This window comes from Pseudooceanicola algae, assembly GCF_003590145.2.
Taxonomy (GTDB): domain Bacteria; phylum Pseudomonadota; class Alphaproteobacteria; order Rhodobacterales; family Rhodobacteraceae; genus Pseudooceanicola; species Pseudooceanicola algae.
In genome coordinates, this window is record NZ_CP060436.1 from 3471586 (window position 1) to 3484524 (window position 12939).

Annotated in this window: 13 protein-coding genes and 1 pseudogene; 1 reads left to right on the top strand and 13 read right to left on the bottom strand. The window is 62.1% G+C overall.

Features of this window, described 5'->3' with window-relative positions; all coding sequences use genetic code 11:
* Positions 1-218: 218 nt before the first annotated feature.
* The 12 genes and pseudogenes from PSAL_RS16240 to PSAL_RS16295 all read right to left on the bottom strand — a co-directional run.
* A complete protein-coding gene (locus PSAL_RS16240) occupies positions 219-1871 on the bottom strand; it encodes a M20/M25/M40 family metallo-hydrolase (protein WP_119838404.1) in 1653 nt (550 codons plus the stop codon).
* On the bottom strand, positions 1861-2886 hold the full coding sequence (locus tag PSAL_RS16245) for an alpha/beta hydrolase (RefSeq protein ID WP_119838403.1): 1026 nt from the start codon (positions 2884-2886) through the stop codon (positions 1861-1863). The genes PSAL_RS16240 and PSAL_RS16245 overlap by 11 nt, the downstream gene beginning before the upstream one ends.
* On the bottom strand, positions 2883-4010 hold the full coding sequence (gene hisC, locus PSAL_RS16250) for a histidinol-phosphate transaminase (RefSeq protein ID WP_119838402.1): 1128 nt from the start codon (positions 4008-4010) through the stop codon (positions 2883-2885). The genes PSAL_RS16245 and hisC overlap by 4 nt, the downstream gene beginning before the upstream one ends.
* On the bottom strand, positions 4007-4927 hold the full coding sequence (locus PSAL_RS16255; protein ID WP_119838401.1) for an acetamidase/formamidase family protein: 921 nt from the start codon (positions 4925-4927) through the stop codon (positions 4007-4009). Before PSAL_RS16255 ends, hisC begins: the two co-directional genes overlap by 4 nt.
* Entirely contained in the window at positions 4920-5582 is a 663-nt protein-coding gene (locus PSAL_RS16260) for an FMN-binding negative transcriptional regulator (protein WP_119838400.1), read from the bottom strand. The genes PSAL_RS16255 and PSAL_RS16260 overlap by 8 nt, the downstream gene beginning before the upstream one ends.
* Positions 5583-6350, bottom strand: a complete 768-nt coding sequence (locus PSAL_RS16265; protein ID WP_196941868.1) for a FadR/GntR family transcriptional regulator — start codon at positions 6348-6350, stop codon at positions 5583-5585.
* A 107-nt stretch (positions 6351-6457) separates the two neighbouring features.
* The gene (locus PSAL_RS16270; RefSeq protein WP_119838398.1) at positions 6458-7684 is read right to left on the bottom strand and encodes an ABC transporter substrate-binding protein; all 1227 of its coding nucleotides are present in this window, start codon (positions 7682-7684) and stop codon (positions 6458-6460) included.
* A 69-nt stretch (positions 7685-7753) separates the two neighbouring features.
* Complete coding sequence (locus PSAL_RS16275; RefSeq protein WP_119838397.1) at positions 7754-8737, bottom strand: branched-chain amino acid ABC transporter permease; 984 nt, start codon at positions 8735-8737, stop codon at positions 7754-7756.
* A 3-nt stretch (positions 8738-8740) separates the two neighbouring features.
* Positions 8741-9610, bottom strand: a complete 870-nt coding sequence (locus PSAL_RS16280; protein ID WP_119838396.1) for a branched-chain amino acid ABC transporter permease — start codon at positions 9608-9610, stop codon at positions 8741-8743.
* Positions 9607-10323, bottom strand: a complete 717-nt coding sequence (locus PSAL_RS16285) for an ABC transporter ATP-binding protein (RefSeq protein ID WP_119838395.1) — start codon at positions 10321-10323, stop codon at positions 9607-9609. Before PSAL_RS16285 ends, PSAL_RS16280 begins: the two co-directional genes overlap by 4 nt.
* Entirely contained in the window at positions 10316-11044 is a 729-nt protein-coding gene (locus tag PSAL_RS16290; RefSeq protein WP_196222736.1) for an ABC transporter ATP-binding protein, read from the bottom strand. The genes PSAL_RS16285 and PSAL_RS16290 overlap by 8 nt, the downstream gene beginning before the upstream one ends.
* A gap of 438 nt (positions 11045-11482) precedes the next feature.
* Positions 11483-11905, bottom strand: a pseudogene (locus PSAL_RS16295) (transposase); the annotation flags it as partial.
* A 30-nt stretch (positions 11906-11935) separates the two neighbouring features.
* Here PSAL_RS16295 and PSAL_RS16300 point away from each other — a divergent pair.
* The gene (locus PSAL_RS16300; RefSeq protein ID WP_196222735.1) at positions 11936-12259 is read left to right on the top strand and encodes a hypothetical protein; all 324 of its coding nucleotides are present in this window, start codon (positions 11936-11938) and stop codon (positions 12257-12259) included.
* Between the two features lie 26 nt (positions 12260-12285).
* Here PSAL_RS16300 and betI read toward each other — a convergent pair whose 3' ends face one another.
* Positions 12286-12924, bottom strand: a complete 639-nt coding sequence (gene betI, locus PSAL_RS16305) for a transcriptional regulator BetI (protein WP_119838393.1) — start codon at positions 12922-12924, stop codon at positions 12286-12288.
* Between the last annotated feature and the right edge of the window lie 15 nt (positions 12925-12939).

Genomic DNA, 12939 nt, shown 5'->3' on the forward strand with positions numbered 1-12939 from the left:
TTGCGGCCTTCTGGTCAAGGCGGCGATCGTCATATGTGTCACCTACGACCAAGGCGAAGCCGCAGCGGCGGGGCTCGCAGTCTGCCTGTGCCTGGTCGCCTTCCGAAGGGGCCAGGCTCGCCAATCTCAGACGTGTCACCGCTCGTTTTCGTGCGATGAACTTCGCCGAAACGCGGAAAACGTTGGCTCCGGTGCCTGATCCGAGATTAAGGACAATATCATGGCCGATCAGCTTGGACGTCGCCGAGGCTTCCTCGGACAAGTTCGCAGAGCAATTCCGGCAGGACCGTGAATGCATAGTTGAAATTGGCCCGTTCAAGGCTTCGATGATAATCGCGGCCCCAAGGACCCGCGTTGATGGCTGGCATGCGGGGAAAACCGTCGACGTCCCATTCGATACCGCATCCCCATAATGGGTTGTTGTCTGCGGCGGCGTGGTACCCTTCGGCATCGTCCTGTCCGGCAAAGCTCATGTCCGTCACGATCGGAAGCCAGTTGAGGATACCGATTGGCGTGTCGTGAGCGGCGGACACCTTGGTGGTCGCTCGTGCGACCAAGGCCGCCAAGGCCTGTTCGCCACGTGAGGCGAGGGGGGGGACGGCGGGATATGACAGCCCGCCGAACCCGATAACCACGGCAGGGCCTGCAAGCTGCGCGTGATCCCAAGCCAGCTCGGTCAACAGGCGCGCCCGTGCCGGCATGGGCAGGTCCTCTCGCTCTCTCAACTGGGCAGCCAGCACCTGTTCTTGCGCCTCATAAGTTGGGGAAGCCGCCGCCTGTTCCTCCAGGTCCTTGAAGGTATAGATCGGGATTTCCCGGTCCGGGACCGCCGCTCCGGTCGCCCGGACGCGGGCGCCATGAAGCGCCACCGCTTCGTCCAGCGCCTTTGCGAAAATGGCGGTGCATTGCGACAGCACCTCCCCGGCGGTGCGCGTCCGAGTGATCATGTTCCAGGCACACCAGGCCCTGGCGGGGGTGGTGATGTCGTAATGCGCGCGCAAGTCATTCTGAACCAGTGCCACAGGGGGCGCGGACGCATCCCCGTGGTCGCCTTCTGCAAGCGCCGGGTGGCATTCCATTTCCCGCACTAGGGACGAGGCGAGAAACAGCGCATTCAATCCATCCAGCGGATAGCAGGCATGGGCCTCGCGTCCGACGACAAGGGCCGTGACGAGGTGTTTGCCGATGCATCCCGTCCCGACGGCCTGGGCCCGGGCCACATCGCCTTCGTCCTGCAGGGCATCCATGTTGATCTGCAACACGTACTCCAGATCATGATCCTGCGCGACCTGGTTGAGAAGGCTGCCTGCGGCGCGCATTCCCGCCGACTGGTTTTCCTCGTCCGGTGAGGCAAGGAAGATCAGGTTGCCGTCAAAATCGGGATCGGCGGAAAAAGCTTCGAGGACGGCCAGCCCCGCGCCCAACCCCGACTTCATGTCCAGCATGCCGCGTCCGGGAATGAACGTACCTGACTGGATGTCCGCCAGAGCTTCGGGAGACCGGCCGCTGTCTTCAAGCTGCGCAATGATGCGTTCTGCAAGCACGGCCGGGTCGGTGGCCACGTCGCGCAAGGCACCGTAGTCGTCGACCCCCACCGTGTCGAAATGACCGGTCAAAACCACGGTCCGGGACCCATTGCCCTTGAGCAACGCGAGGATGTTGCGGCGTCCTTGAGGGGTTCCGGGCACATCGCTCTCATAGATGTGGTCCGGCCGGGCGGCGAAATACGCGATGCCCATGAGCATCGCACGCACCTCGTCGGGAAATCCTATCTCGCCGCTGGTGCCATTGACACTGCGGCAGGCCACCATTCTTTGGGTATGGGACAGCGCTCTTTGGCCGAGGGGTGTTTCGGGCAGGTTAGATTTCATCGGAATATTCCCAGGCCCTCAGGGCCGCTATGTCCTTGATCCAGCGGGCGGTGTCGTCGAGTGCCCGGACCGCGACCGGAGCGATGGACATGGCTTCAAGGAAGCTATGCACCGTGCCTTGGTAGACTTTCAGCTCAACAGAAACGCCAGCGGCTTTCAGGGCGCGCGCCATGTCGAGGTTCTCGTCCAGCAGAATGTCGTGATCGGCAACCACCATCATGGCGGGCGGCAGGTGGGAAAGATCTGCGCTCAGCACCCGCAGGCGGGGATCAGTCAGATCCGCGTCCGAGCGAATGTATTGCCATGTGAACCACTGCATCAGGTGACTTGAGAGCGGCAGATCACCAGCCCCGAAGCGCAGGCCCGATGCGCGCAGCGAATTTGGATCGAAGACGCCGTAATTCAGCACCATGCCGCGGTACGCATCCTGACCTTCGTCCCTGAGGTGCAACGAGACCGCAACGGCAAGGTTCGCCCCCGCAGAATCGCCTCCGATCAAAAGCGCATCGGGATTGATCCCGAGGGCGGCCCCCGCCGTGCCGAGCCACAAGGTGGCATCGCGGATTTCCTCGATGGCCTGCGGAAACTTCGCTTCGGGCGCGCGGCTGTAATCCAGCCCCAGCACGACCATGCCGGTACGCGCGGCGTATTCGCGCATCAGCCGGTCGTGGGTGTCGATGCTGAACAGGGTCCAGCCGCCGCCGGGCAGATAGACCAGCGCAGGCCCCGTCGCCCTGTCGTTCGGACGATAAAGCCGCATGGGCAGATCGCCGTGGCGGGTCGGCACGACGTGATCCGAGATCTCTGCCATGGCCGGGCCACCCGCCGTCCAACGCTTGCGCACGCCTTCGGCAATCTCGCGGGCCTGTGTCACCGGCACCCTGTCACGGCGGGGATGCGCGGCGGCATCTTGCGTCATCTGCCGCACAAAGGTTGCGATATCGGGGTCCAGCGTCGCCAGCGGATCGAAGGACGCGGGTTCGTCCCGGGGGGGCTGCGCCCTGCGCTCTGTCATTCCGCTTCTCCGTCCAGAGCCTCGCGAAGCGCGGTCAGGAAGCTGTCGTTGTCTTCGGTGTTGCCGATCGTGACGCGGGCGTGGTTTTCATAGCCTGCTTCCGTCCAGGCCTTGATCAGCACTCCCTTCTGCCGCAATCGCTGCGCCAGGGTTCGTGCCGGGCGGCCGCAATCGAAGAACAGGAAGTTGCCGTCGGACGGGGCAGGGGGCAGCCCCATGTCGCGCAGGGCGCCGGCGACGCGCTGCCGTTCGCGCGAAACGAAGTCGCGGGTTGCCGCGACATGGTCCTGATCGCGATAGGCGGCCTCGGCACCGGCAAGCGCGGGCGCGCTGACGTTGAACGGCGAGCGGACCTTGTAGATGGCTTCGGCCAAGGCGGAATGGAACGCGATGCCGTATCCGATGCGCAGGCCCGCCAGCCCGTAGGCCTTTGAAAAGGTGCGAAGTGCGATCCACGGGCCGTCGTGCCGTTTCAGCCGTTCGAAAAGGCGCCCGCGTTCGGAATCTTTGACGAATTCGCCGTAGGCCTCATCCAGAACGATCAGGGTGTCCGGGTGCGCGGCGTTCAGCACCCGGTCGAAGTCTTCCAGCGCAATGGAGACGCCGACCGGGTTGCACGGCGAGCAGAGCACGAACACCCGTGGTCGCCCGGCAAGGGCGCTGACGATCTCTTCGACGGGAAAGCGCCAGTCTGCGGTGAAGGGGATCTTGCGGGTCACCGCCGACGCGTGCTGGGCGCAGATCTCGTAAAGCCCGAACGCCGGGACGACGGTCACGACCTCGTCATCCGGGCGCAGCACCATGCGGAACAGGATCGAGACAAGATCCTCGGACCCGGCGGTAAAGGCCAGCCGGTCGCCCGTGACGCCGAGATCCTTCGACAGCATCTCTCTTAGGCGCAGCTCTTCGCGATCGGGATACCGGAAGATGCCCGGTTGCACCGCCGCGATGGCAGGTGCCACCCGAGGCGAGCAGGAGAGCGGGTTCTCGTTGCTGTCGAGCTTGATCACGCGCTCCAACCCCAGCTCGCTGCGCATCTTCTCAAGCGATACACCGGCGTTGTAATCGGCCAACGCCAGAAGTTCGGGGCGAACGAGGCCGTTCAGGGGATCTGTTTCTGTCATTGAGCCGCTGCCAGATGTTTCGGGAATTCGACCCTGACGCTGATATCGATGAGCGAGTTGCAGGACTGGTTCACCCGCAGATCACCCGCCAGACCGATCAGCATGAAGGCATCGGCCTCATTCAGATCATGCCGGGCGGCGACCAGGCTGATCATCTCCTGCATGGCGATGGCGGCCGCGTCTTCGTATTCGGGCGCCGCGCCGTAGCTGATGATCTTGGTGTCGGATTCCATCCAAGGCCAGGTCCGCGCAGCCCCCTTCACCAGTTCGACCTTCACGGTCACCTTCGCGCCGATTTCGCACCCCGTGCCCACGGCTTCGGAATCGCTCATCACCGCGTGGACGTCGCCGATGAACAAGAGGCCGAGGTCGACGTTGACCGGCAGGTGGACGGTGGTCCCGACGCGCACGGCGTTGGAATCCATGTTCCCGCCGTGACGTCCGCAATGGATGCTGCTGACGCCCTCTCCGGCCGGGGCAGTGCCCATGGTGCCGATATTGGGCCTGAGCGGAATGCGCAGCGCATTGTCGAAGACAATCGCATCGCCATCGACCGGCAGCATCTTGGCAACCTGATGCGGCACGCTGTTCCGGACCACGCCCCATTCGGGCCGGGCGATGATGAATCCCTCGGCGTCCAGCGCGATGTCGAGGATCGTGACCGCCAGCGCGTCGCCCGGCTCGGCGCCCTCAACAGCGATGGGGCCGGTCACGGGATTGGTCTTTGGGTGACCTGGCGCGTCGAAATCGGGGGCCGTGGGCATCACGTCTTCGGGCCGCTTCAACTTGCCGCTTCGCGCGTCATGTGTCGCGACCGTGACCAGGCTGCCCGAAGGGACGGTGACGCGCGGCGCCACGTCCTTGCCGCAGTGGTAGGACACGACGTCCCGGTCGAGGAATATCGGAGTCTCAGGCATTGGAATCCCTTTCTTGACTGTAGGCCGCCATCATCGTCGCGACGTCTTGTGTCGCATCGCGCCCAAGGCCGGAAAGACCGGCAATGACGTTGCCGCGATCGGCTTGAGACTTGTTCTGGCTCATCTTGAAGATGGCTTCGTGCGAGGTGACGGTAAGCTGGTAGCCGACGACGCCGCGGATCAGGCTGTCGACCATTTTCTGGCGATCACCGTCCCGGTTCCAGGTCCCGCCGACGCCGGGCTCGTGGGCGCGCGCCGTGCGGTCGAACAGCGCGTGAAGGCGTTCGGGATCGGTGAAGGGCCGGACCTCGCAATGCAGGTGGACCGCCGCGTAGTTCCAGGTGGGGACGACGCCGGGCGTCTCATACCAGCTTGGCGTGATGTAGCTTGACGGCCCGAGGATCGCGACCGTCAGTTTTGGCAGCTGTTCAAGGCGGCGGCACATGGCATTGGCGCGGGCGAGATGCAGTTCCAGCGTCGCACCGTCGACCTGCGTGGCGCTCGCTGCGTGCTCGGGGTCGCGCAGGAACACCGGAGCGTGGGTCAGCGAGACATCCGTTCCACCCGCATGGATAAGGGTGGCGAAATCATACGCTTCGACGAGCCCGAGAATGCGATCGGGCCGCGTTTCGGAAAAGGGGGCGGGTGTGTACATTCAGTTTCTCTCTGGCGCGGTCAGTGCAATGGCTTCGAGCGAAAGATCGCCATACATCAGCTTGAGATGACGATGTGCGATCTCCATGTGCTCGCGCATCAGGCGGGCTGCCGTTTCCGCATCCTCCCTGCGCAGGGCAGCGACGATATCGGCGTGATAGCGGCTGTTCTCGCGGGACCATTCACCGTGCAGTTCATGGGCAGCGCTTTCACGCGCCGTGGCATTGACGAGGATCCCCACGATGACCTCGATCATCAGAAGCAACAGCCGGTTTGGAACGCAGCTGGCAATGATCGTGTGAAATTCGAACTCGGCTTCGCGCTGGCGGCGACGGCTGCGCTCGTCATGTGCGGGTATCGATGACAGCTCGATCTGGGCGTCGAGCCTATCAAAGGTCTCTTCGTCAATGTGCCCGACGACCGAGTACATCAGCTGAACCTCGATCGTGGAGCGCAGCTCGTAAATGTCGTCGATCGTCACTTTCTCGAAATAGCAGAAGTTCTGCACGGCCTGGATCGACTCGAGAACGCTGCTGCCGGTGACGATTGGACCGCCATTGGGCCCGGTCTTCATCCGCACCAGCCCCTGAACTTCCAGCTCTTTCAGGGCTTCGCGGATGGTGGCGCGACTGGCGCCGAAGGCGGTGATCATTTCCTTTTCGACGGGCAGGCTATCACCGGGTTCAAGCCCTTCGGTGATGATCCATGACCGGATTTCGCCCGCAATGACCGACGACCGTTTGGGTGTCCGGGTAAGAAGGTGGCTCAATCGGCGTGAATTCTTGCGCCCCTCCCCGTCCTGCGTCGATGTCATGAGATTCCTGTCCTTGATGGTTCGGATACAGCCGGGGGCCGGTCTGGCCCCCGGCCCTGAGGTTATTTCGCGTCGGCGGTCGCGACGTTTTCGGGCCAGATGACCTGGTTCTGTCCGTCCTGCATCTGGGCGACAGGCACGGGAATCGCATCGGCGCCAGACCGCACCGTGTGATCTTCGCCGAACTGCATCCGTCCGATCAGGCACTCGTAATCCGTCTTGCCGATCTCTTCTGAAATGGCGGCCGCCTCGGTGGAGCCCGCCGCATCGACGGCCCGCAGGGCTACGAGCATGGTGCAATAGGCGTGCGCATGGCTGTAGTTGGCCGGGGTGTCGAATTCGGCCTCGATGCGGTCACTGAATTCCTGGTGGGCCGGCGTGATCTCGGGGCTGAACTGAAGGGCTGCCCAGATCAGACCGTCGGCGATTTCGGGGGCCACTTCCATGAACTCGGGTCGGGTCGGGTAGAAGATCGCAAGGTGCGAGGCTTCCAGCGCCTGCTCGTCCAACTGGCGCACGAAGGAGGTGCCCGAGTTGGCAAGGGTGAAGACCGAGATCAGGACATCGGGATCAAGGCCGCGCAGTTTCGAAAGCTGCGGGTAGAAGTCGGTCGTGCCGGTGGGCGTGGTTTCGGTGGCGATCACCTCCCAGCCATCTTCCTCGAACAGCTTTCCGATCTGTTCCGCATTGGCGAGGCCATAGTCGGTATCCTCGACCACGAAGGCGATCTGCTTGTTGCCTTCCTCGATCACGTCGTTTTCGAAGGCCCACTTGTAGAACCCGTGGACCGCCTGGCCGTAACCGTCGCTGTTGTAGTTGCCCTTCCAGTAATATTCATACCGCTCCGGGTCGGAGAGGACCTTGTCCGCGATGGCCGAGGACACCGGCTCGGCGCTCAGGATCGGCACACCGTATTGCGGAGCCATCTCCATCAGCGCCATGGTGACGTGGCTGTGCAGCGTGTCGCCGATGATCATGTCGACGGAATCCTGCGTCATCAGACGCTGGGCCGCACTGATGCCAACCTCGGGCTTGGAGTTGGAATCCTCGAAGACGAGGGTGGCGGTCGGCGGGGTGTCGGACACCGTTTCCACCATGCCGGCATTCCATTCCTTCACCGCAAGCTCCATGCCCTGACGATGGGCGGCACCGGTATTCGCGGCAGGGCCCGTCATCGGTCCGATGACGCCGATCGTGACCTCCTGGGCGGAGGCGAGGGACGCCGCTCCGCTGGCAAGCGCGGCAGAGAGGATTCCTGCGGTCAGTATTTTCCTGGTCGTGGTGGTCATGTTCTATCTCCAGTTGGAAGGACTAGGTGAATTGGCCAGGACGGCGGACTTCTTTTGAATTTGGTCCGTTCATGTCCGGGACGTGGTGCCACGTCGCTGTCTGAGCTTCAGGGCGGCCAGTCCCTGAGGCGCGACGAAGACGAAGAAGATGATGCCCGTACCGTAAAGAAGCATGCGGAAATCGCCGAATTCCCGCAGCATCTCGGACGCTACGGTAAGAAGAAGGGCCCCGTAGACCGGCCCGAAGAAGCGTCCGACGCCGCCGACGATGATCATCGCCAGAAGCGTGATCAGCATTTCGGGTCCGGCAACCGAGATTGGCGTCAGGATCATGACGTAATGCGCATAGATCGCCCCGCTCAGGCCAACCACGCCCGCGCTCAGCGCGAAGGCGAAGATCTTCCACCGGGACAGATGCACGCCCAGGCTTTCCGCCGCAGCTTCGGCATCGCGAATGGCAAAGAAGGTCAGACCGGTCCGCGAGGTCAGCAGCGCCAGCAACGCAATATGAACCGTGACGAAGAAGACGGCCGCCAGCGCATAGGAACCGACCGCGTTGCCGACGCCGAACCGTAGCGTCATGTCACCGATGTGGATGGGGTCGAACGTCGGAATGCCCCAGAACCCCAGTTCGCCGCGCGTGATTTCCTTGAGATTCGAAAAGATCAGCCGCACGATTTCGGCAAAGGCGAGGGTGACGATCGCGACGTGGGGCATCGACCGAATCCGCAGGATCGGAAAGCCGATGATGACCCCCGCAATGGCAGCGGTCAGTGCCCCGACCCAGATCGTCAGCCAGGGGCTGATACCACCGTAATAGGCGACGATGGCCGAGATATAGGCGCCGATCGCAAAGAAGGCATGATGCCCCAGTGTCTTCAGGCCAAGCATTCCCAGCGTCAGGTTCCAGCCGCTGGCGAAGATCGCAAAGATCAGAAAGATCGTAAGGATGTGAAGGATATAGTCATTCAGCGGCAGGAACGGCACGACAAGCAGACAGGCCGCGATCCCGAGCAGCACCAGATAGGGGCGGCGTCCAAATACTTCGAGCATGGATCAGCCCTCCCTTCCGGCAAAGAGACCGTTCGGCCGGAACCAGATGACAATGATAAGGAACGTGAAGGCGATGACGTCCCGCCATTCGGTCGGCGCAAAGGCGACGCCCACGGATTCGATCATGCCCAGCAGGAAGCCCGCCGCGACAGCGCCGCCGAAGGATCCCAGCCCGCCAAGGATCACCACCGCGAACCCCTTCAGCAGATAGGCGACGCCCATCCACGGGTTCACGGTCACGAGCGGCGAAAGCAGGATCGCGCCGGCTCCGGCCAGGACGGCGGAAATCGCGAAGACCGCAGTATGGACCAGCCCCGAAGGAATGCCCACCGCCAGCGCCGCCTCTGCATCCTGGGCCGTGGCCCGGACCATCCGGCCAAGGGGGGTGCGATACAGAACGAAGGCGCACAGGCTCATGATCAGCACAGCAAAAACAAGGATCGCGATCCGCTGCCATGGCATCCGAATGTCGCCGATGACCGCGACACCGCTGAAAAAGTAGGGCAGGGTGCGGAACTGCTCACCCCAGACTAGCTGCGCGGCGCTTTGCAGTGCGATCGACAGGCCTATGGTGGCGGCGATGACCTGAAAGGCCCAGTCGTTGCGCGCCAGCAGCGGCGCAATCGTGGCCCGCTGGATCAGCGCCCCGGCCCCGCCGACAAGCACCAGAGTCAGGAACGAGGCGAGGGCCACGTTTAGCTCGAGCGTCACGGCGAAGAACAGAACGAGGTAACCGGCGATCATCATCAATTCGCCATGGGCGAAGTTCAGAACGCGGGTCGTGCCGTAGACCAGCGCGATGCCGGATCCCACGAGGGCATAGATCGACCCCGTTATCAGTCCGTTCAGGATAATTTCGATCACGCTGCTCATTTCGCTGCTGCTCCGACACCCAGGTAGACGCGTTTCACTTCGGGGTGATCCAGCATCTCTTCGCCCGATCCGCTCAGCACCACGCGGCCACTTTCCAGCAGGTATCCCCTGTGGCTCAGCGCGAAGGAGAGCTTGGCGTTCTGTTCATTGAAGAGAATGGCGACCCCTCTTTCGTTGATTGATTTCATGATGCCCGACACGGTTTTAACCATGATCGGCGACAGGCCGAGGAACGGCTCGTCCATCAGCAGCACACGCGGATCGGCCATCAGGCCGCGGGCGATCGCCACCATCTGCTGCTGCCCGCCGCTCAGCTTTCCGGCGGTTGCGTTCAGGTGGGGTTTGAGATCCGGAAGCGTGTCCAGAACCTCGTCGAAGGCCCGGCGCGCGTCCTTTTGCGGCCGTGTAAAGGCGCCAAGAAGGATGTTCTCACGAACGCTCATCCGCGGGAAAAGCCGGCGGCGCTCCAGCACGATGCTCATGCCCTGACGCGGCCGCGTGGTCGCCGATTTGCCCTGCAGGTCGGTGCCGTTCAGGATGACCGCGCCCGATGATGCCTTCTTCAGCCCCATGGCCGCTTTCAGGACCGTGCTCTTGCCCGATCCGTTTGGCCCCATGACCGAAACGATCTCGCCGCGCCCGACAGACATCGACACGTCCCAAAGGACCTGCGTCGAGCCGTAATGCACATTGATACCCTTCAGCTCAAGCATCGCTATCTCCCAGATAGATACTGCGGACGGCCGCGTGTTCGGCGACCTCCTGCATGGTGCCTGTCACGAGGACCTTTCCGCGATTGAGGAAGATCGCCTCGTCGGCGAGGCCGAAGAGCACCTCCATGTTGTGCTCAACGACCAGGACAGTGATCCCACGCTCTTCGCGCAGCCGTCTGATCAGGTCGAGGATCTGCGGAATGCTGGGCCGATCGACGCCGCCGGTGACCTCGTCGAGAAGAAGCAGACGGGGTTTTGTCGCCAGGGCGCGGGCCAGTTCCAGTCGCTTTCGCTGCCCGGTGCTGAGCGTGCGCGCGGGTTCGTCAAGCTTGGCGCTCAGGCCAACAAACTCGACGTACTCGGCAGCCTCGTCGCGGGCGGCAGCCATGCTTTGCCCGCGCGACACGATGGCGACCATCACGTTCTCGATCACCGTCAGCCCGCTGAAGGGCTGCGTGATCTGGAATGTCCGCGCGATTCCCTTCGCGCTTCGAAGGCTGGAGGTCGCCTTCGTCACGTCCGTATCACCCAGGCGGATAGATCCCTGCGACGGAGGCACCACCCCGGCCACCACATTGAAAAGGGTGGTCTTTCCGGCGCCGTTCGGGCCGAGGATGGCCATGGTTTGACCTTCCCTTACGGTAAGGTCGACACGGTCAAGCGCGACAACGCCGCCAAACTGGACGGTCGCTTGACTGACTTCCAACAAGTTTGCTGTCATTGGCACTCCAGACTTTGCTTGCGGCCAAGCCTGCATGGTCGGGGTCCAGTGACGCAACAATTAATGATAATAAATATAAGAAATGGTATTTTTTCGGGCAAACACGGCGGCAGTTGGTCATATTTTCTTCACGTTTTAGATGATCTGCCGCCCTTCCTGCCGGCCGCCGGACTGTTTGAAGCTGGAGTCTTGAGACGTGTTTTGCCGGCTGCGAGGCCGGGGGCTGGCCTGCTAACCGTTGAGCGGTTTCTTCGGCATCAACGGGTAGGTTGAAGTCCCGCAATCATCGAAACGAGGGGCGGATTCTGTTGAAAAGCCCTATGCTTGATCTGGACTGTGGCGTCTGGTTCCCTTGATTTTTGGGGATCTGAAGGGTTTGCGATGCTTGGAAATCAGAAGGTCCATGCCCGGCTATTCTGCGGATTTGATCCGGAGGACAACCTTGATGCCCGTGCTGTCGATTGGCAGGTGCAACGGCCCTTTGGAGCCACGATAAGGGATGTTGACGGCGAGGGTCTTCTGGCCCCTCTCGGCAGATTGCTTTGCAATCGCCTGCCGGGCAATGGGACGGCTCAGCGTGCTGAAGTCGGGCACCGACCAGTCAAGGCCGACCAGGCGCAACAAGCTTTCGACGAACCCGGTCGTCTGCCGCAGCGCCATGCCGAACAACACCTTCATTGTCAGGCAAGTCTGAATGGCAGAATTGCTGTAAGTCTGCTGGCGACCACGCTTGCCTGTCGGCGCGGCCTCCCAGATCATCTCGGGATCGAACCAGATAGTCAGCGAGCCCCGGCGCCTGAGCGCTTCACTGTAGGCTGGCCAGTTTTTTGTCTTGTAGGTCGGGGATGTAGGTCTGCTCATGCATACCAGCTACCATGCTGAATTCACGAGATGAATCCCTCACAGGATTCGTGCAACAGAGCCATTTGGGTCTCGGTCTCTGACAGTATTCGGGAGAAAATGGAGGCCCGGGATGTTTTGACCCATAACCCGATGCGCAAAATCCGCAAAGTGCGCATCGGCGTGGGTTATTCTTGGTATTACCTCCACAACCTAGGCTCAGGGCCCATTGATTTCAGAGGAAGGGCATGGTTCACCGCGCGAAAACTGAGCGGTGATATGTCTGATCTCTTCTGGCTGGGCGATGCGCTGATGGCGCGTCTAGGCTCTGGACTCAAAACCACGCGCCGCGAACGAGTTGGCAATCCCATCTAAACTCAACGCTTCGGCCAAGCCTCAGTTCAGCGTGCAGGCATGGACCTCAGCGCATTGAGCTGATCGCGGCCAATGACCCTTTCGATCGTCCAAAAGGTCAATGACAGGGCTTTGTCCCTCGACATGGTCTTGTCGGTCCCACGCCGCAGCCACAGGCCGTCGATCTGAGCCCCGATGGAATAGCTCAACTGGGCGGCTTCATCCTTTGATAGAATCGGAAGCACCGCCGACGCCACGTTCGACGACAGCCGCGCATAGAACAGCTTCTGCAGCTTCGCGAACCTGGGGTCGCTCCCCGAGGCGGCGCAGATGGATAGCCAAGCGCAGGCGATCTTTTCTTCGAAATGGCTGTCGGGAAAATTGCCTTCGATGATACCGGCAAGCCGCTCCCACCGGGTCGTGGCGTGGCGCATGTTATCGACGACCTGCTCTACCAAAACCCTGTTGTTCTGGCGCACCATGGCAAAGAGGACTTCGTCCTTACCGGAGAAATAGTAGGTCAGGATGCCCTGAGACATCCCAGCCTCCTTGCAGATGCGCGTGGTGGTCAGACCAGACAGGCCATGCCGCAGGAAGACACGATGCGCCCCGTCGATCAGTTCCTGCCGCCGCAGGTCCTCGATGCGTGTCCGGCCGGGTTTTTTTGCGGCCCGTGTCTTCGCCATTCTCGACCTCAAGGT

Coding starts and splice junctions, on each gene's coding strand:
- PSAL_RS16275 (WP_119838397.1), bottom strand. CDS start 8,737: ATGCTCGAAGTATTTGGACGCCGCCCCTATCTGGTGCTGCTCGGGATC.
- PSAL_RS16245 (WP_119838403.1), bottom strand. CDS start 2,886: ATGACAGAGCGCAGGGCGCAGCCCCCCCGGGACGAACCCGCGTCCTTC.
- hisC (WP_119838402.1), bottom strand. CDS start 4,010: ATGACAGAAACAGATCCCCTGAACGGCCTCGTTCGCCCCGAACTTCTG.
- PSAL_RS16300 (WP_196222735.1), top strand. CDS start 11,936: ATGAATCCCTCACAGGATTCGTGCAACAGAGCCATTTGGGTCTCGGTC.
- PSAL_RS16255 (WP_119838401.1), bottom strand. CDS start 4,927: ATGCCTGAGACTCCGATATTCCTCGACCGGGACGTCGTGTCCTACCAC.
- PSAL_RS16260 (WP_119838400.1), bottom strand. CDS start 5,582: ATGTACACACCCGCCCCCTTTTCCGAAACGCGGCCCGATCGCATTCTC.
- PSAL_RS16285 (WP_119838395.1), bottom strand. CDS start 10,323: ATGCTTGAGCTGAAGGGTATCAATGTGCATTACGGCTCGACGCAGGTC.
- PSAL_RS16270 (WP_119838398.1), bottom strand. CDS start 7,684: ATGACCACCACGACCAGGAAAATACTGACCGCAGGAATCCTCTCTGCC.
- PSAL_RS16280 (WP_119838396.1), bottom strand. CDS start 9,610: ATGAGCAGCGTGATCGAAATTATCCTGAACGGACTGATAACGGGGTCG.
- PSAL_RS16240 (WP_119838404.1), bottom strand. CDS start 1,871: ATGAAATCTAACCTGCCCGAAACACCCCTCGGCCAAAGAGCGCTGTCC.
- betI (WP_119838393.1), bottom strand. CDS start 12,924: ATGGCGAAGACACGGGCCGCAAAAAAACCCGGCCGGACACGCATCGAG.
- PSAL_RS16290 (WP_196222736.1), bottom strand. CDS start 11,044: ATGACAGCAAACTTGTTGGAAGTCAGTCAAGCGACCGTCCAGTTTGGC.